The organism is Pantoea sp. GD03673 (genome assembly GCF_029844725.1).
Taxonomy (GTDB): Bacteria; Pseudomonadota; Gammaproteobacteria; order Enterobacterales; family Enterobacteriaceae; genus Pantoea.
In genome coordinates this window covers 357,624-374,477 of sequence record NZ_JAOCKJ010000001.1, presented here as the reverse complement: position 1 = coordinate 374,477, position 16,854 = coordinate 357,624, and the positions used below count along the sequence as shown (strand labels likewise).

18 protein-coding genes are annotated in these 16,854 nt (G+C 54.3%); 11 read left to right on the top strand and 7 right to left on the bottom strand.

The window, feature by feature from the left end; all coding sequences use genetic code 11:
- Window positions 1-92 precede the first annotated feature (92 nt).
- The gene (gene pspF, locus N5J69_RS01770; RefSeq protein WP_279767703.1) at window positions 93-1,094 is read right to left on the bottom strand and encodes a phage shock protein operon transcriptional activator; all 1,002 of its coding nucleotides are present in this window, start codon (window positions 1,092-1,094) and stop codon (window positions 93-95) included.
- A gap of 164 nt (window positions 1,095-1,258) precedes the next feature.
- Here pspF and pspA point away from each other — a divergent pair, with 164 nt between their 5' ends.
- Genes pspA through N5J69_RS01740 form a run of 6 tightly spaced genes read left to right on the top strand, consistent with a single transcriptional unit; the run spans window position 1,259 to window position 5,274 of the window.
- Complete coding sequence (gene pspA / locus N5J69_RS01765; RefSeq protein ID WP_279767702.1) at window positions 1,259-1,924, top strand: phage shock protein PspA; 666 nt, start codon at window positions 1,259-1,261, stop codon at window positions 1,922-1,924.
- A 35-nt stretch (window positions 1,925-1,959) separates the two neighbouring features.
- Window positions 1,960-2,187 carry an envelope stress response membrane protein PspB gene (gene pspB / locus N5J69_RS01760; RefSeq protein ID WP_013357982.1) on the top strand — a complete coding sequence of 76 codons (228 nt, stop codon included), beginning with the start codon at window positions 1,960-1,962 and terminating at the stop codon, window positions 2,185-2,187.
- Window positions 2,184-2,534 carry an envelope stress response membrane protein PspC gene (gene pspC, locus N5J69_RS01755; protein ID WP_279767701.1) on the top strand — a complete coding sequence of 117 codons (351 nt, stop codon included), beginning with the start codon at window positions 2,184-2,186 and terminating at the stop codon, window positions 2,532-2,534. The genes pspB and pspC overlap by 4 nt, the downstream gene beginning before the upstream one ends.
- 55 nt (window positions 2,535-2,589) lie before the next feature.
- A complete protein-coding gene (pspD, locus tag N5J69_RS01750) occupies window positions 2,590-2,838 on the top strand; it encodes a phage shock protein PspD (RefSeq protein ID WP_010670225.1) in 249 nt (82 codons plus the stop codon).
- Window positions 2,819-4,216 carry a YcjX family protein gene (locus tag N5J69_RS01745; RefSeq protein ID WP_279767700.1) on the top strand — a complete coding sequence of 466 codons (1,398 nt, stop codon included), beginning with the start codon at window positions 2,819-2,821 and terminating at the stop codon, window positions 4,214-4,216. Before pspD ends, N5J69_RS01745 begins: the two co-directional genes overlap by 20 nt.
- The gene (locus tag N5J69_RS01740) at window positions 4,213-5,274 is read left to right on the top strand and encodes a YcjF family protein (protein WP_279767699.1); all 1,062 of its coding nucleotides are present in this window, start codon (window positions 4,213-4,215) and stop codon (window positions 5,272-5,274) included. Before N5J69_RS01745 ends, N5J69_RS01740 begins: the two co-directional genes overlap by 4 nt.
- A gap of 38 nt (window positions 5,275-5,312) precedes the next feature.
- Here N5J69_RS01740 and N5J69_RS01735 read toward each other — a convergent pair whose 3' ends face one another.
- Genes N5J69_RS01735 through N5J69_RS01725 form a run of 3 tightly spaced genes read right to left on the bottom strand, consistent with a single transcriptional unit; the run spans window position 5,313 to window position 8,090 of the window.
- The gene (locus N5J69_RS01735) at window positions 5,313-6,734 is read right to left on the bottom strand and encodes a hypothetical protein (protein ID WP_279767698.1); all 1,422 of its coding nucleotides are present in this window, start codon (window positions 6,732-6,734) and stop codon (window positions 5,313-5,315) included.
- Between the two features lie 49 nt (window positions 6,735-6,783).
- The gene (locus N5J69_RS01730; protein WP_279767697.1) at window positions 6,784-7,734 is read right to left on the bottom strand and encodes a glycosyltransferase family 2 protein; all 951 of its coding nucleotides are present in this window, start codon (window positions 7,732-7,734) and stop codon (window positions 6,784-6,786) included.
- A complete protein-coding gene (locus tag N5J69_RS01725) occupies window positions 7,734-8,090 on the bottom strand; it encodes a GtrA family protein (protein WP_279768092.1) in 357 nt (118 codons plus the stop codon). Before N5J69_RS01725 ends, N5J69_RS01730 begins: the two co-directional genes overlap by 1 nt.
- Before the next feature lie 229 nt (window positions 8,091-8,319).
- Here N5J69_RS01725 and tyrR point away from each other — a divergent pair, with 229 nt between their 5' ends.
- Window positions 8,320-9,885 carry a transcriptional regulator TyrR gene (gene tyrR, locus N5J69_RS01720; protein ID WP_279767696.1) on the top strand — a complete coding sequence of 522 codons (1,566 nt, stop codon included), beginning with the start codon at window positions 8,320-8,322 and terminating at the stop codon, window positions 9,883-9,885.
- 265 nt (window positions 9,886-10,150) lie between these two features.
- Here tyrR and tpx read toward each other — a convergent pair whose 3' ends face one another.
- Window positions 10,151-10,654 (bottom strand): thiol peroxidase, encoded by a 504-nt coding sequence (tpx, locus tag N5J69_RS01715; RefSeq protein ID WP_279767695.1) that lies wholly within the window; start codon window positions 10,652-10,654, stop codon window positions 10,151-10,153.
- Between the two features lie 144 nt (window positions 10,655-10,798).
- On the opposite strand from tpx, the gene ycjG reads away from it, so the two are divergent.
- Window positions 10,799-11,782, top strand: coding sequence for an L-Ala-D/L-Glu epimerase (ycjG, locus tag N5J69_RS01710; protein ID WP_279767693.1), 984 nt, complete (start codon window positions 10,799-10,801; stop codon window positions 11,780-11,782).
- Here the strand turns inward: ycjG and mpaA are convergent.
- Window positions 11,757-12,464, bottom strand: coding sequence for a murein tripeptide amidase MpaA (mpaA, locus tag N5J69_RS01705; RefSeq protein ID WP_279767691.1), 708 nt, complete (start codon window positions 12,462-12,464; stop codon window positions 11,757-11,759). The genes ycjG and mpaA overlap by 26 nt on opposite strands.
- 152 nt (window positions 12,465-12,616) lie before the next feature.
- On the opposite strand from mpaA, the gene N5J69_RS01700 reads away from it, so the two are divergent.
- The 3 genes from N5J69_RS01700 (at window position 12,617) to N5J69_RS01690 (ending at window position 15,806) form a co-directional block, all read left to right on the top strand.
- The gene (locus tag N5J69_RS01700; RefSeq protein WP_279767689.1) at window positions 12,617-14,236 is read left to right on the top strand and encodes a peptide ABC transporter substrate-binding protein; all 1,620 of its coding nucleotides are present in this window, start codon (window positions 12,617-12,619) and stop codon (window positions 14,234-14,236) included.
- Between the two features lie 118 nt (window positions 14,237-14,354).
- Window positions 14,355-15,338, top strand: coding sequence for a zinc transporter ZntB (gene zntB / locus N5J69_RS01695; protein ID WP_279767687.1), 984 nt, complete (start codon window positions 14,355-14,357; stop codon window positions 15,336-15,338).
- Window positions 15,339-15,659: 321 nt separating this feature from the next.
- Window positions 15,660-15,806: a hypothetical protein gene (locus N5J69_RS01690; protein WP_192033693.1), complete on the top strand. Its 147-nt coding sequence runs from the start codon at window positions 15,660-15,662 to the stop codon at window positions 15,804-15,806.
- 46 nt (window positions 15,807-15,852) lie between these two features.
- On the opposite strand, the gene ttcA is transcribed toward N5J69_RS01690, so the two are convergent.
- Window positions 15,853-16,788: a tRNA 2-thiocytidine(32) synthetase TtcA gene (gene ttcA, locus N5J69_RS01685; protein ID WP_279767683.1), complete on the bottom strand. Its 936-nt coding sequence runs from the start codon at window positions 16,786-16,788 to the stop codon at window positions 15,853-15,855.
- Window positions 16,789-16,854: the final 66 nt, after the last annotated feature.

The window sequence follows — 16,854 nt, the reverse complement described above, 5'->3', positions numbered from 1 at the left end:
CCAAAGTGGGCAAGGGGCCTTGCCCACAAATCAGCGATCTTGTGAAAAGTAATGTCTTGCCAGGCTGAAAGAATAGACCGGGCTGTTACGGATTAATTTTCCGCCTTTATATCGTGCTTTTTCATCATCGCACGCAATTGATGATAGGTGACGCCTAATAATCCGGCTGCGCGGCGCTGGTTATAGCGTGCCTGGTGCAGGCTGGCATCAACCAATTCCCGCTCCTGCTGATTCTGCCATTGTCGCAGATCCAGCGGCAGGGCAGGCAGGCTGCCGCTATCCATATCCTGGCTGGCTCGCGGCAGCACAACCGGTTCAGAGCGGGGAGCGAACGGGTTAATAATGACATTATCAAGCGGCAGCTCGCTGCTGTTATGACGATAAACGGAACGCTCCACCACGTTTTTTAGCTCGCGGACATTGCCGGGCCAGTGGTAATCAAGCAGGGCTTGCTGTGCCCTGGCGGTAAAGCCGGGAAAGAGTAACAGGCCAAGCTCGCGGCACATCTGAATGGCAAAATGCTCAGCCATGACCAGAATATCACTGCGGCGTTCGCGCAGTGGCGGCAACTGCACGACATCAAAGGCAAGACGATCCAGTAAGTCTGCGCGGAATTTTCCCGCCGCTGCCAGGGCGGGCAGATCTTCGTTGGTGGCGCAGACCAGTCGCACATTAACCTGGAGGGCATGATTGCCGCCAACCCGCTCCAGCTGCCCATACTCAATCACCCTGAGCAGTTTTTCCTGAACCAGCATCGGTGCGGTTGCCAGCTCATCCAGAAACAGGGTGCCGCCATCAGCACGTTCAAAGCGTCCCAGATGGCGTTTCTGTGCGCCGGTAAAGGCACCTGCTTCATGACCAAATAGCTCTGAGTCGAGCAGATTCTCATTCAGCGCGGCGCAGTTCAGTGAGATAAATGGCCCCTGCCAGCGGTCGGACAGATAGTGCAACCGGCTGGCGATCAGTTCTTTCCCCGTGCCGCGCTCACCAATCACCATCACCGGTTTCTCAAGAGGAGCCAGCTTTGAGACCTGCTCCAGTACCTCCAGAAAGTTATTAGACTCACCCAGCAGATTATCATTCGTGCCTGTCATGATGAATTTCGCCACCCATTAATCATTTTGACTATCTTAAAACATGCCGCAGAGCCTGTAAAATTTAAAATATGTTTTAAATCAACAAGATAAAAAGTTGGCACGTATATTGTATTAATCAGGCAGGGCATCACGTTTTAAAACATTAAAAGAGGAACTTCATTATGGGTATTTTTTCTCGTTTCGCTGACATCGTAAATGCCAACATTAATTCTCTGCTGGAGCGTGCGGAAGATCCACAGAAACTGGTTCGCCTGATGATTCAGGAAATGGAAGACACACTGGTCGAAGTACGCTCAACTTCTGCGCGGGCACTGGCTGAAAAGAAACAGCTGTCACGTCGTATTGAGCAGGCTGAACTTCAGCAGGCTGACTGGCAGGAAAAAGCCGAGCTGGCGCTGCGCAAGGATAAAGATGATCTGGCTCGTTCCGCACTGATTGAAAAACAGAAACTCACTGACCTGATCGCCTCACTGAAACAGGAAGTGGGTCAGGTTGAAGAGACGCTGGAACGTATGAAAGGCGAAATCAGCGAGCTGGAGAAAAAACTGAGCGAGACGCGTGCCCGCCAGCAGGCTTTAACCCTGCGTCATCAGGCAGCGTCATCATCACGTGATGTTCGTCGTCAACTGGACAGCGGTAAAATCGATGAAGCGATGGCTCGGTTCGAATCGTTTGAACGTCGCATCGACCACATGGAAGCGGAAGCAGAAAGTCACGGTTTTGGTAAACCTAAAACCCTGGACCAGCGGTTTACGGACCTGAAAGCGGATGATGAAATCAGCCAGCAGCTCAACGCGCTGAAAGCCAAAATGAACCGCACTGAGTAATCATCGACGTTGCGATAAGTGATTAAGGAGAGTCAATGAGCGCACTTTTTCTCGCCATACCATTAACGATCTTCGTGCTGTTTGTCGCACCGATCTGGTTATGGCTGCATTACAGCAACAAACGCAACGGCGGTTCGGAACTGTCGCAAAGCGAAATTCAGCGCCTGCAGCGCGTTACGCAGGATGCGCAGCGGATGCGTGAACGTATTGATGCGCTGGAAGCGATTCTGGACGCCGAGCATCCTAACTGGAGGCAGCCATGATGAAAGGTCGCAAGTTATGGCGCAAGCCTGACGACGGCAAGCTGATGGGCGTCTGTGCAGGTCTTGCTGAGTATCTCGATATTCCGGTTCGCCTGCTGCGGGTTATTGTGGTGCTGTCGCTGTTCTTTGGATTGTTTCTTTTCACGGTGATCGCCTACTTCGTACTGGGTTTTGTGCTGGATGAGAAGCCCGCCAATGCCAGCGAGGCTGAACGCCAGCCAGCCGCCAGTGAGTTGCTGGATCAGCTGGAAAGCACCCTGCAAAGGGATGAGCGCGACGTGCGCGACCTGGAGCGCTATGTCACGTCTGAAACCTTCAGCGTGCGCAGCCGCTTCCGTAAGATTTAATTTTACGACTGACGGGCCTGTATCAGGCCCGAATGCTGTCTCAATGGAGGTGTAAATGTCTTTTTCGCGATCCACTGCTTTTCGTCACCGCGCGGCACCTGCATTGAAGTCGGCGGCTAAATTCATCATTATCAATGCTGTTACCTACGGTCCTGCCGGTGTCACTGGCTGGGCAGTGAAATCCGTCGCGCGACGCCCGTTACGTCTGCTGCTGGCGGTGGCGCTGGAGCCACTGCTGAAACGCGTGATGAACCGGGTGGCATCGCGCTTCATCAGGGAGAAAGATGAAAAGACTGCAAACTGAATTAGTGGCGTTGATGAACCGTGGCGTTGATCGTCACCTGCGCCTGGCGGTAACCGGCCTAAGCCGCAGCGGTAAAACCGCCTTTATCACCTCACTGGTCAATCAGCTTTTAACGGTTCACAGCGGCGCACGTTTGCCGCTGTTTTCCGTGGTGCGGGATGAACGCCTGTTGGGCGTAAAACGGGTGCCGCAGCGTGATATGGGCACTGCTCGCTTTACTTACGATGAAGGTCTGGCACAGCTTTACAGCACGCCGCCCGCCTGGCCGACGCCCACCCGCGGCGTCAGCGAAATGCGTCTGGCGCTGCGCTACCGTCCCAATGATTCGTTGCTGCGCCACCTGAAAGAGACGGCGACACTCTATCTGGAGATTGTCGACTATCCCGGCGAATGGCTGCTGGATCTGCCGATGCTGGCGCAGGATTATCTTGACTGGTCACGACAGATGAACGGTCTGCTGCAGGGCGATCGGGCTGAGTGGGCTAAGCCGTGGCGCGCACTTTGCGCAAAACTCGACCCGCTTGCCCCTGCCGATGAAACCCTGCTGGCTGAGATTGCTGCCGCCTGGACTGACTACCTGCACCGCTGTAAATCTGAAGGCTTACACTTTATACAGCCCGGCCGCTTCGTGCTGCCTGGCGATATGGCAGGCGCACCCGCGCTGCAGTTCTTCCCCTGGCCAGCGTCTGACGAGGCGCAACTGACAAAACTGGCGCAGGCGCACAAAGGCAGCAACTTCAGTATGCTGCAGCAGCGGTTTAACTACTACTGCCAGCATGTGGTTAAAGGCTTTTATAAAAATCATTTCCTGCGTTTCGATCGCCAGATTGTGCTGGTTGACTGCCTGCAACCACTGAACAGCGGGCCCCAGGCATTTAATGATATGCGGCTGGCACTCACGCAACTGATGCAGAGTTTTCATTACGGTCAGCGCACCCTGTTTCGCAGGCTTTTCTCGCCGGTGATCGACAAATTACTTTTTGCCGCCACCAAAGCGGACCACATCACCAGCGATCAGCACGGCAACATGGTCTCCCTGTTGCAGCAACTGGTTAAGGATGCCTGGCAGAACGCGGCATTCGAGGGGATTAGTATGGATTGCATCGGTCTGGCTTCGGTGCAGGCGACGCAGAGCGGGCTGGTTGATCACCGTGGCGAGAAGATCCCGGCCCTGCGCGGTCATCGGCTGGCAGATGGCGAGCCGCTTACCGTCTATCCTGGTGATGTGCCGCCGCGTCTGCCCGGTAATGCTTTCTGGCAGCAGCAGGGTTTTCAGTTTGAACAGTTCCAGCCGCAGCAGCTTGACGTCGATCGTCCGCTGCCGCATATCCGCATGGATGCCGCGCTGGAATTTTTATTGGGAGATAAATTGCGATGAGCGATCCACTGAAGCCGCGTATCGATTTTGCCCGTCCGCTGGATGAGAGCAATCCTGCACCATTGCGCCCGGCGCAGACCTTTCAGGCCGAAGCACAGGCTGCGTTTCTGGCAGTACAGGATGAGGATGTCGCTGTCGAAGAGGAGGGCGCTGGCGAGCGGGCTGTGGAAGCCGCACTGAAACCTAAGCGCAGTCTGTGGCGCAAAATGGTCACCGCTGGCGCACTGCTGTTTGGTGTCAGTGTGATCGCACAGGGTGTGCAGTGGATACATGACGCCTGGCTGGCACGCGACTGGTTTTCACTGGGCAGTGGTGTGGCAGGTGGCCTGATTGTTCTGGCGGGCGCAGGTGCGCTAACTACCGAATGGCGTCGCCTTTATCAGCTGCGTCAGCGTGCTGAGGAGCGTGATGTGGGCCGCGAGCTGCTGCTGAGTCAGGGCATCGGCAAAGGCCGGGCATTCTGTGAAAAACTGGCGCAGCAGGCAGAACTGGATCAGGCGCATCCTGCTCTGCAGCGCTGGCATGCCTCGCTGCACGAAACGCACAATGACAGTGAAATCGTGCGCTTGTATGCGCAGCTGGTGCAGCCCGTGCTGGATCGCCAGGCGCGACGCGAAATCAGCCGTCATGCAGCGGAAGCCACACTGATGATTGCGGTCAGTCCGCTGGCACTGGTAGATATGGCTTTTATTGCCTGGCGTAATCTGCGGCTGGTCAATCGCATCGCGGCAATATATGGCATTGAGCTGGGTTACTTCAGTCGTATCCGGTTGTTCCGGCTGGTGCTGCTGAATATGGCGTTTGCCGGGGCGTCCGAACTGGTGCGTGAAGTGGGGATGGACTGGATGTCGCAGGATATCGCCGCCCGCCTTTCAACCCGTGCCGCACAGGGTATTGGTGCCGGATTGCTGACTGCAAGACTGGGCATAAAAGCAATGGAGCTTTGCCGTCCATTGCCCTGGCTGGAGCAGGACAAGCCACGGCTCGGCGATTTCCGTCGCGAACTGCTGGGCCAGATGAAAGAGGCGTTACAGAAGGGCGGCAATAAGTCAGCCTGAATATTTGATGTTAAATAAGGCGGCCCTGCCGCCTTTATTTATTCGTGTGGCTGATGCAGCACCTGGCGTGAATCAATCGTCAGGCACTCACCCGGACAGGTCGTCTCGTCCTTAATAACCGGATCCGCTGGCAGCGTATACGCCATTCCGTTATTCTCCCTGATAAAATGTGCCATCCCGGCAAATGTCCATGACATACTCAGGCCGAGCCCGCCAAAATCATCATATTTCCGTAACGTCGCGACCTTCGGCAGGTACTCACCTGTAAGGCGGTAATAGAGCGCACCCCTGAAATCTTTCGGAACCTGGCGGGTAATTGCCTGGTCGAGCAGGGCAAATTCTTTGCGAGCCGGGACGGAGTATCCGTTGATAATATGACTTACCGTCAGCGAGGCCGCTGCTATCACCAGCAGTACATAAAAAGACGTTTTCCATTTTAACTTTTTACTGATTTCAAACAGGCCGAGAATAAATGCGCTGGTGGTAATGAGCGCACCGGCAATCAATGTACGGTAAGCCGCCATGCTTTCGCTGACAATCAGATTAGGCAGTGCGGCAATCAGCAGTAAGACAAACATCAGATAAAATTTGTCGTTGCCAGCCGCCTTAATTTTTTTCAGCCCAAAACCAATAATGATCAATGAGATAATTACCGATACCGTTTTGGCGCCGAGGTCAAAGTTGCAGATGACGTTCTTCAGATATTCGGTGAAAAACCATTTCAGCTTAACCGGGATGTCGTAGCTGAATGCCGAACGAGGCAGCGTATAACCGTAAAGCTGTACGGGCAGCACCTTCGAAGCGATTAGCGCGGCGAACATTCCTGCGCCCAGCACAATCAGTGAGATTATGGCCCGCTTCCTGTCGATTTTACGTGCTGTAAAGCAGAGGTCCAGTGCAGCAAAGAAAGTAAAGCTCATCGCGGCCGGTTGATAGAGACAGAAAGCAAGCGCCAGCAGGCCGAATGCTAAAAAGCGGCCTGTGATACCTGGCCTAATCGACAAACGGTAACTGGCACCCGCCAGTAAAATCGCCGCGATATAGGGGAAGCAGGATGCCCAGGCAACATATACCTGGAATGAAGGCAGCAGACAAAGCAACAATGCAAAAGTAAGCCGCTGAGCCTGATTCTCCATCAGCCCATCTTTATGACACAGGGTATAGATGTAATACCCGGTGAAAATGAGCAGAATAATTGCGACAGAACGTAGCAGCGCCAGCCGTTCTATGCTGTTTACGAGAAAAGAGGCACTATACTGAATAATGCCATACACCGGCCTGCCGGATAAGGTGTCCCAGTTTAGAATACTGAGCCTGTCAACGTTAGCCCAGTAGAGATTCGTCCAGTCATCGGTATAAGCGTAATGAGTTAACCAGGCGGGACTGTAAGCAATCAGAAAAACTATCGTAAAAAGTAAAAAAACCGTACGGCGGGTCAGGCCGGTATGAGTGGCGATCATCTGTCTTCCTTTTTAATCTGACCATCTTTTCTGCCCCTGAGCGGGCAGTCTAATCAATGTCCTGATGCGGGTTTATTTTGGTCGTTGCGGATTTTCGCAAAATATAGCGAGGACGGTTTTTGGTTTCCATATAGATGCGGCCAATATATTCACCCAGCACGCCAATGCCAATAAGCTGAACGCCACCGAGAAACAGTACGGAAACCAGAATTGAGGGGTATCCGGGCACCGGATTACCGAACAGCAGTTTATCCACGATCATCCAGAGTCCGTACAGGAAGGCCAGCGAGGCCACCAGAAAACCCAGATAGGACCAGATGCGAAGTGGAACGGTCGAGAATGAGGTCAGTCCCTCCAGCGCAAGATTCCACAGCTTCCAGCCGCCGAATTTACTGCGGCCAGCAATTCGCTCAGTGCGCACATACTCCACAATGTCAGTCTGTCCGCCAACCCAGCTAAGAATGCCTTTCATAAAGAGATTCTTCTCGGGCAGCAGCTTTATGTTCTCAACCACTTCACGCGACATCAGCCGGAAATCACCGACGTTCTCTTCTATCTGCGGGTGGCTAATGCTGTTATGTAGCTTGTAAAACCAGTGCGCTGTTTTGCGTTTCAGATGGCCATCCGCACGTCTGTCAATCCGCTTAGCTAACACGATGTCAGCACCCGCCTGCCATTTGCGTATAATCTCGGGAATAAGCGTGACTGGATCCTGCAAATCCACATCTATAGGGATCACGGCATCCCCGGTTGCGGCCTCCAGACCGGCGAACAGCGCCGGTTCTTTGCCGAAATTGCGAATAAATGAGAGGCTGCGCACCAGCGGATCGCGCTGGCTTAGCTGGGTAATCAGCGTATACGTTGCGTCGCTGCTGCCATCATCGATAAAAACAATCTCAACCTGCCACTCTGCCAGCGCGTCATATTTTCTGACCGCGTTATAAAAAAGAGGAATAACTTCCTCCTCATTAAATACCGGTACCACCAGAGAGATTTTCATTATTCTCCTTTGAAGACGACAAAGCGGGAAAAAAGAAAGCCGCACACCAGGCTGATAGCCGATGAGGCAATAAGGGTAATAATCGGATAAAGTCCGAAACGATCAGCCAGAAAGCCTACGCTGAATGCCATTGCACCCATAAAGACCGCGTAAAGGATGTATCGCCAGGTTGTAGCCCGCTGTCTGAAGGTCCAGCGCGCATTCACAAAAAAAGAGAAGGTGACGGCAATGCAAAAAGCAATCAGGTTAGCGGTCGACTGCAGGAGACCCAGGCTCAGGCCGATGAAAAAGGTCAACCAATGAATCAGGGTGTTAACCATGCCCACAGTCATATATTTTGCGAAGAAAGTCAGCATTTTATAATCAATTCTAATCAGTTGGGAAAAATATACAGCAATCAGCCCGCAATCAACAGCCTGGTGCTGACAAAGACTGACATTCAACGGAGAAGACCCGTCGCCGGACGGTCAGTACAAAAGTCCGGCATACGCGCCTCAGCTGTCAACTTTTCCTGACAGATCCCTTTCTGCAGGTGCGCCTCATAGCGTATTATTGATTTATCTGAACCTGATTAAGGCGAACGCAATGCGTCTGGAAGTGTTCTGTCAGGACCGTATCGGTCTGACGCGTGAACTGCTTGACCTGCTGGTGGCACGCAATATTGATTTGCGCGGTATCGAAATCACGGCGCTGGGCCGCATTTACCTGAACTTTTCTGCACTGGAATTTGATGCGTTCAGTAATCTGATGGCAGAAATCCGGCGTACACCCGGCGTAACAGATGTGCGCACGGTTACGTACATGCCCTCTGAACGGGAACATCGCGCGCTCAGTGCGCTGCTGGTGGCGATGCCGGATCCGGTTTTCTCCATCGATTTAAAAAGCAAGGTTGAACTGGCGAATCCGGCCGCGCAAAACCTGTTTAATCTTGATGAAGTGAAGATGCGCAACTTCAGCGCCGGTAATCTGATTAACGGCTTTAATTTCCTGCGCTGGCTGGAGAGCGATCGGGTTGAGGCGCAGGCCCAGCATGTCGTCATTGAGGGTCGTGATTTTCTGATGGAAGCGCGTCCTATCTACCTGCCGGGCGAAGAGGGGCAGGGTGACAGGCCGGTTGGGGCGATGGTGATGCTGAAGTCCACAGCCCGAATGGGCCGTCAGTTGCAGAATCTGGTGGTGACCGACGAATCGGAGTTTGACCATATCATTGCCGTCACGCCGAAGATGCGTCAGGTGGTTGATCAGGCGCGCAAGCTGGCGATGCTTGATGCGCCGTTGCTGATTGTTGGCGATACCGGCACCGGAAAAGATATGCTGGCACGCGCCTGTCATCTGCGGAGTGCCCGCGGGAAAAATCCTTTCCTGGCGCTGAACTGTGCCTCACTGCCTGACGATGTGGCGGAAAGCGAGCTGTTTGGTCACGCTGCGGGTGCCTATCCGAATGCGCTGGAAGGCAAGAAAGGCTTTTTTGAGCAGGCTAATGGTGGCTCGGTACTGCTGGATGAGATTGGCGAGATGTCGCCGAGAATGCAGACCAAGCTGCTACGTTTTCTGAATGATGGCACTTTCCGCCGCGTCGGTGAAGAGCATGAGGTGCATGTCAATGTCCGGGTAATCTGTGCCACGCAGAAGAACCTGATTGAACTGGTGCAGCGCGGCGAGTTTCGCGAGGATCTCTTTTACCGGCTCAACGTGCTGACGCTGCAGCTGCCTCCGCTGCGCGATCGTCCGCAGGATATTCTGCCGCTGACTGAAATGTTTGTGGCCCGCTTTGCGGATGAGCAGGGGATGGCACGCCCGCGACTGTCGCCACAGCTTAATGCATTTCTGACCCGTTATGCCTGGCCGGGCAACGTACGTCAGTTGAAAAACGCCCTTTACAGGGCGTTAACCCAGCTTGAAGGTTACGAACTCCGTCCGCAGGATATTGTGTTGCCCGAACAGGCACTGGATGTGTCACTCGGTGATGAAGCACTGGAAGGGACACTGGATCAGATCACCAGCCGTTTCGAACGCTCTATTCTGACGCGGCTTTATCTCTCCTATCCGAGCACCCGAAAGCTGGCAAAACGGCTTGGCGTGTCACACACCGCGATCGCCAATAAGCTGCGGGAATATGGGCTGGGGCAGAAGCGTACCGACAGCGAATAAGCGGGAAACAGGAGAGAAGCGGCAAGTCCGCTTAAGACTGGTAACACAGATTCAGGACATGTCTGGCGGCAATTAAGAAGTGCAACGTAACCCCGGTTACCGGCGCACCTCAGGGATGAGGGCGGCATCACACGGACTGCGCGGTCATCGGTAACCTTCTTGCGTCTTCCTGAACCTATCCTGTTTTTGTACAGGCTCGATCTGACAACGAATCGAGCCTGGCATGGCCTCAAAATCGGCGGATAACCGGGTTATCCGCTTTTTATTACTTCAGCGCGGCCAGCGCAGCGTCATAATCAGGCTCAGTGGTAATTTCATCGACCAGCTGGCTGTAGATCACTTTATCGTTCTCATCCAGCACAATCACCGCACGTGCCGTCAGACCTTCCAGCGCACCATCGGCAATTTCCACGCCATAATCATATTTGAACTCTGAGCCGCGCAGCGTCGACAGGGTGACCACATTGCTCAGGTTTTCAGCCCCGCAGAAGCGCGACTGTGCAAAAGGCAGATCGGCAGAGATGCATAACACCACCGCGTTATTCAGCTCGCTGGCGGCCTGATTGAACTTGCGCACCGATGACGCACAGACACCGGTATCAACGCTCGGGAAAATGTTCAGAACTTTGCGTTTTCCTGCATACTCAGAGAGCGCGACGTTGACCAGATTCTTAGCAACCAGCGTGAAAGCTTTGGCTTTATCGCCAGCCTGAGGAAACTGACCCGCAACCGGTACGGCGTTACCCTGAAAATGAACAGTCTGAGACATAGTGATTCCTTTTGATGGTAAAAAATCTGACACAAAACGGCTAAAGATAGCCGTTGTTTATGACATAAATGTTAAGGGTTTACGAGTTCAATTGATGAATTTAACGTGGCGGTCTGCCACCGCGTCCTACATTGTGGAGTGGAAATGAGAACGGTAAAAAGTTATCCCGAAGCCTGGCCATTGCATACGCCGTTTGTCATTGCCCGTGGAACGCGAACCGAAGTCAAAGTGGTCGTGGTTGAAATTGAGGAAGATGGGGTCAAAGGTGTGGGTGAAGCAACGCCCTATGCCCGCTACGGTGAAAGCGAAGCGTCAGTGCTGGCGCAAATCGCTACGCTGCTGCCTGCTCTGCAGCAGGGCATGACGCGCGAGGCTTTACAACAGGCGCTGCCAGCTGGTGCTGCGCGTAACGCCATTGACAGCGCACTGTGGGATCTCGCCGTACACCAGCAGCAGCGCACTCTCTGGCAGCTCAGCGGCGTCACCGCCCCTGAAGATGTGGTGACCGCGCAGACCGTCAGCATTGACACGCCCGAGGCGATGGCAAGCAGCGCACTGGCGCTGTGGCAGCATGGCGCAACGCTGCTGAAGATAAAGCTGGATAATAATTTCATTACCGAACGGCTGATGGCAATCCGTGCCGCCGTGCCGGACGCGACGCTGATCGTCGATGCGAATGAGTCATGGCACGCTGAAGGCCTTGCAGCGCGCTGTCAGCTGCTGGCAGACATCAATGTTGCGATGCTGGAACAACCCCTGCCAGCGCAGGAGGATGCGGCACTGGAGAACTTTATCCATCCTTTACCCATTTGCGCCGATGAGAGTTGCCACACCCGTGAAAGCCTGACGGCGCTTCGGGGCCGCTATGAGATGGTCAACATCAAGCTGGATAAAACGGGCGGACTGACTGAAGCGCTGGCCCTGGCCGATGCCGCTCAGCAGCAGGGTTTTGCGGTGATGCTGGGCTGTATGCTCTGCACGTCGCGGGCGATACGTGCTGCACTGCCGCTGGTGCCGCAGACCCGCTTCGCCGATCTTGACGGGCCGACCTGGCTGGCGGTGGATGCAGAACCCGCGATCAACGTGCGTAATGGTCAGCTGATTATTGCTGCCAGCGCAGCAGGTTAATCATCATTTCAAGATAGGTTTCGGTGGCTTCATCCACTGAAATCACCGGCATTTCAGCGGTTACGCAGGGCAGACTGAGATCGTTACACCAGCTGCCGAACGAACCGGGGGTGTCATAACCGACGCTGCTGACTCTGGGAAGACCGGTGTGGCTGGTCAGCCAGCCGCCAATGTCCACCTGATGCGGATCATCGATACAGCCCAGTGGCTCATGCCAGGAGACGATCCACTGCGGCTTAAGCTGATGAATCAGCGCGCAGAGCGCCTGGGTTTCCGGTTCAGAACCCGGATGCGTGCCGGTTGAAAGTGCCACATCGCGCGCGTCGGCAGCGCTGTTCCAGCGATAAACCGTCTCGCCTGACTGCCAGTTCGCCGCCGGGAAGTTGCGGTTGAGATCGACGCCGTTTGCGTTAGCGCGCAGCCCAAGCTGACAGCCATCCGGATTAACCGCCAACACAACGTGGTGCCGACGCATGCCATCCGGCAACGTCCGTAATGCGGCTGAAAGCGTGGCGATGGCCGCATTCTCATCGCCGTGGGTGCCAGCCAGGATCAGGCCGCTGTCGGGACCGGCCAAAGATGCCGGAAACCACAGCAGCGGCGCACCGAGGACTGAGCGGCCATACTGCTGATACGGAACGTCCAGTTTGCCCCGCAGGGGACGCGGATGTAGTGGCGACATACTCATTTCCTCAAAGCGTTTTATTCAAAGTAGCCGAAAAGCCGCACGCGGAAAATAGCTATTTATCTGTCAGCCATTTGCGCTAAAGTGCCCTGCACAAGCTGTATCGGCAACAGACTGATGCAGCACTTCTTTGGGGTAAAGGAGTGATGATGGCTAAAACCTTTCGCATGACGCTGGCAGCAATCAGTCTGAGCAGCGTTATCACACCCGCTATCGCGGCGAATCCACCCGCTGGTGCGCAGCTGGCTGAACAGCAGCAGATTGTTCGCCACATTAAAGATGAACCCGCTTCACTGGATCCGCTTAAAGCCGTAGGGCTGCCGGAAATTCAGGTTATTCGCGATTTGTTTGAAGGCCTGACGAATCAGGATGCGCAGGGCAAAATCGTGCCGGGCGTGGCGCAGAACTGGAGCAGTAGCGATAACAAAACCTGGGTTTTCAATCTGCGCAATAACGCACGCTGGTCAAACGGCGAGCCGGTTACCGCGCAGGATTTTGTCTACAGCTGGCAGCGGCTGGTCGATCCTAAAAACAGTTCACCTTTTGCCTGGTTCGCAGGATTAAGCGGCATTGAAAACGCGGCAGCCATTACCAAAGGTGAAATGACGCCCGAAAAACTGGGTGTGGTCGCCCAGGGTAAAACGCAGCTGAAAGTGACGCTGGATCGTCCGGTGCCGTGGTTCCCGGCGCTGGTGGCTAACGTGGCGCTGTTCCCGGTTCCCGAGAAGACGATTGCGCAGGAGGGTGATGGCTGGACAGCCCCCGGCAAACTGGTGGGCAACGGGGCCTATCAGCTCAGTGAGCGGGTGGTAAACGAAAAAATCGTCCTGACACGCAATGCTCACTACTGGGATGATGCGCATTCGGTGCTGACGAAAGTGACGTTTGTTCCGATCAATGAAGAGTCGAGCGCTACCAAGCGCTATCGTGCGAATGACATCGACATCACCGAATCCTTCCCTAAAAACATGTATGCGCTCCTCAGGAAAACGTTGCCTGGCGAGGTCTACACACCCGACCAGCTCGGGACTTATTATTATGCATTTAACACGCAGAAAGGGCCGACTGCCGACCTGCGGGTGCGTAAGGCGCTTTCATGGTCTATTGACCGAAACGTGATTGCTGAGAAAGTGCTCGGCACGGGTGAGAAACCGGCGTGGCACTTTACCCCTGATGTGACGGCGGGCTTCAGACCGTTGCCCACATTTATGCAGCAGCACGATCAGAATACCCTGAATGCGCAGGCCAAATCGCTGCTCACCGCTGCGGGTTACGGCCCTGGTAAGCCGCTGAAACTCACGTTGCTCTATAACACCTCTGAGAGTCATCAGAAGATTGCGATCGCCGTCGCCTCAATGTGGAAGAAAAACCTTGGCGTGGACGTGACGCTGGAGAATCAGGAGTGGAAAACCTATATCGACAGCCGCAATAGCGGGAACTTTGATGTGATCCGTGCTTCGTGGGTCGGCGACTACAATGAGCCATCCACCTTCCTGAATCTGCTGACCTCAGGCAACAGCAGCAATATTTCGCGGTTCAGCAACGCGGATTATGACGCGGTCATCGCCAAAGCCAGCAAAGAGACAAATGACCAGGCGCGTAACAGCGACTACAACCGGGCGGAGCAGATCCTGGCTGAACAGGCACCTATTGCACCGATTTATCAGTATACCAATGGCCGCCTGATCAAACCCTGGGTCAAAGGTTATCCCATCACCAATCCTGAAGATGTCGCCTACAGTCGTGAACTGTGGATTGAAAAGCACTAAGTACGCGGTGACCGGTTAACCGGTCACCCGCTGACATCTTTCTACACAGCCCGGCGATTGCAACTCAACGCCGTCACGCTAGACTGTATCGTATTGATTTTAGTGGTGAGGCGACGGTGTGGACGTAATAGAAGGAAAAGCATTACAGGTTTCGGATGCCATCATTTCCTGCCAGCTGGATGGCAAGGGTGGGATGATCCCGATTGCAGAAGATGACGTCATTCAGTGTGAGCAGCCCTGCTGGCTGCATCTGAACTACACCCATCGTAAAAGCGCCGAATGGCTGCAGTCAACGCCACAAATCCCCGACACGGTGCGTGACGCCTTAGCGGGAGACAGCATGCGTCCTCGCGTCAGTCGGCTGGGTGACGGATTTATGATTGTGCTGCGCAGCGTCAACCACAACAGCGATGCGCGTCGCGATCAGCTGGTGGTCATGCGGGTGTTCATCAACGATAAGCTCATCGTCTCGACCCGGCGGCGTAAAGTCTCTGCCGTTGATGAGGTGCTCACGGACTTGCAAAACGGTAACGGTCCGATTGACTGCGGCAGCTGGCTGGTGGATGTCTGTGATGCCCTGACCGATCACACCAGTGAATTCATCGAAGAGTTACATGACAAAATCATTGAGCTGGAAGATGCGCTGCTTGACCAGCGGATGCCCGCACGGGGTGAGCTGGGCTTGCTGCGCAAGCAGCTGATTGTGATGCGGCGTTATATGGCCCCTCAGCGCGATGTTTACGCCCGGCTGGCCAGTGAGAAACTAGGCTGGATGGATGACAGCGAGCGCCGCCGGATGCAGGAGATTGCCGACCGCCTGGGACGCGGGCTGGATGATCTGGATGCAGGCGTGGCACGCACCGCGATTCTGGCTGACGAGGTCGCCTCTGCGATGGCGGAATCGATGAACCGTCGCACCTATACCATGTCACTGATGGCGATGATTTTTCTGCCAGCCACGTTCCTGACGGGACTGTTTGGCGTCAACCTGGGCGGCATTCCGGGCGGCGAATGGAAGTATGGTTTTCCAATCTTCTGTCTGTTGCTGGTGGCGCTGGGGGTAGGGGTAGCGGGCTATCTGCGTAAACGACGCTGGCTGTAGCACCCCAGATGTCACTTCGGCGAGGTCATGTTTAATGGCGCAATCCTGACAGATGGACGGAAAATCGCATTAATCAGGCAAAAGCTGATCGACATCAAAAACCCATTGTCGCGGCTGACGCAAACTCTCTCCCGCAGGTGAATGCAACGTCAAGCGATGGGCGTTGCGCTCCATATTGTCTTACTTCCATATTTAGAATTATTGCATAGCACATTTAATTCGAAACATGCCGGCCAGTGTGCCGGCTTTTTTTTGTCCGCCTGGCTGTAACGCCGTTCCTTATCTAAGCTTAAAGTCCATTCGCAAGAAAAGGAGCACGGCATGAGCGCGATTTTTAACAGCGAGCCGATCCCCACGGATCCAATCCCGATTCCTGAGCCGATTCCCCAGCCGCAACCGCAGCCTGATCCGCCGACCGATCCTGAATTTCCGCCAATTATGGATCCACCGCCACATCGAAACATATAAAAAAAGGGCGTGCTGACAGCAGCACGCCCTTAATCATTTCAGGCACTTATTTAATCTGAAGCACATCCAGACGCGCGCTGATATCGGGTGCATCGTCTTCATTATCCCGCCAGCCTGCAGGCTGAACGGGCAGCGTTTCCCGGTCAAAGGCGAGATCGCCACCATCAACGACGGCATCGCCATGTTTGATGCCTTTAAAATCGAACAGACTGACATCGGCCAGGTGCGACGGCACCACGTTTTGCATTGCGCTGAACATGGTTTCGATACGGCCAGGATAGCGTTTATCCCAGTCACGCAGCATATCGGCCACCACCTGACGCTGCAGATTCGGCTGAGAACCGCACAGGTTGCACGGGATAATCGGGAACTGACGTGCTTCAGAGAAACGAATGATATCTTTCTCACGGCAGTAGGCCAGTGGACGGATCACAATCTGCTTGCCATCGTCGCTCATCAGCTTTGGCGGCATTCCTTTCAGTTTTCCGCCATAGAACATGTTCAGGAACAGCGTCTGCAGAATGTCGTCGCGATGGTGGCCCAGCGCGATTTTCGTACAGCCGAGCTCAGTTGCGACACGATAGAGAATGCCACGGCGCAGGCGCGAGCAGAGTGAGCAGGTGGTTTTGCCTTCCGGGACCTTATCTTTGACGATAGAGTAGGTATCTTCTTCGACAATCCGGTATTCAACACCCTGTGACTCAAGATATTGCGGCAGGATGTGCTCAGGGAAGCCCGGCTGTTTCTGGTCGAGGTTGACGGCAATCAGGCTGAAGTTAACCGGTGCGCTTTTTTGCAGACTGCGCAAAATTTCCAGCATGGTGTAGCTGTCTTTGCCGCCCGACAGGCAGACCATGATGCGGTCGCCTTCTTCAATCATATTAAAATCTGCAATGGCTTCGCCCACATGACGACGCAAACGCTTCTGCAGTTTATTGAGGTTGTACTGTTGTTTCTTGTCAACCGGTTGAATATCTTGCATTTTTACCTATCTCTGAAACCAGAAAGCGTAGCTAAAGGGCGAATTGCTGCGCGCGTTCAGCCGGTC

Excerpts from the sequence above, each read along its gene's own strand:
- N5J69_RS01730 (WP_279767697.1), bottom strand. The coding sequence starts at position 7,734 with ATGAAAATCTCTCTGGTGGTACCGGTATTTAATGAGGAGGAAGTTATT.
- N5J69_RS01690 (WP_192033693.1), top strand. The coding sequence starts at position 15,660 with ATGAGCGCGATTTTTAACAGCGAGCCGATCCCCACGGATCCAATCCCG.
- pspD (WP_010670225.1), top strand. The coding sequence starts at position 2,590 with ATGTCTTTTTCGCGATCCACTGCTTTTCGTCACCGCGCGGCACCTGCA.
- pspC (WP_279767701.1), top strand. The coding sequence starts at position 2,184 with ATGATGAAAGGTCGCAAGTTATGGCGCAAGCCTGACGACGGCAAGCTG.
- ttcA (WP_279767683.1), bottom strand. The coding sequence starts at position 16,788 with ATGCAAGATATTCAACCGGTTGACAAGAAACAACAGTACAACCTCAAT.
- pspF (WP_279767703.1), bottom strand. The coding sequence starts at position 1,094 with ATGACAGGCACGAATGATAATCTGCTGGGTGAGTCTAATAACTTTCTG.
- mpaA (WP_279767691.1), bottom strand. The coding sequence starts at position 12,464 with ATGTCGCCACTACATCCGCGTCCCCTGCGGGGCAAACTGGACGTTCCG.
- tyrR (WP_279767696.1), top strand. The coding sequence starts at position 8,320 with ATGCGTCTGGAAGTGTTCTGTCAGGACCGTATCGGTCTGACGCGTGAA.
- tpx (WP_279767695.1), bottom strand. The coding sequence starts at position 10,654 with ATGTCTCAGACTGTTCATTTTCAGGGTAACGCCGTACCGGTTGCGGGT.
- N5J69_RS01740 (WP_279767699.1), top strand. The coding sequence starts at position 4,213 with ATGAGCGATCCACTGAAGCCGCGTATCGATTTTGCCCGTCCGCTGGAT.
- ycjG (WP_279767693.1), top strand. The coding sequence starts at position 10,799 with ATGAGAACGGTAAAAAGTTATCCCGAAGCCTGGCCATTGCATACGCCG.
- N5J69_RS01700 (WP_279767689.1), top strand. The coding sequence starts at position 12,617 with ATGGCTAAAACCTTTCGCATGACGCTGGCAGCAATCAGTCTGAGCAGC.
- N5J69_RS01725 (WP_279768092.1), bottom strand. The coding sequence starts at position 8,090 with ATGCTGACTTTCTTCGCAAAATATATGACTGTGGGCATGGTTAACACC.
- N5J69_RS01735 (WP_279767698.1), bottom strand. The coding sequence starts at position 6,734 with ATGATCGCCACTCATACCGGCCTGACCCGCCGTACGGTTTTTTTACTT.
- N5J69_RS01745 (WP_279767700.1), top strand. The coding sequence starts at position 2,819 with ATGAAAAGACTGCAAACTGAATTAGTGGCGTTGATGAACCGTGGCGTT.
- pspB (WP_013357982.1), top strand. The coding sequence starts at position 1,960 with ATGAGCGCACTTTTTCTCGCCATACCATTAACGATCTTCGTGCTGTTT.
- pspA (WP_279767702.1), top strand. The coding sequence starts at position 1,259 with ATGGGTATTTTTTCTCGTTTCGCTGACATCGTAAATGCCAACATTAAT.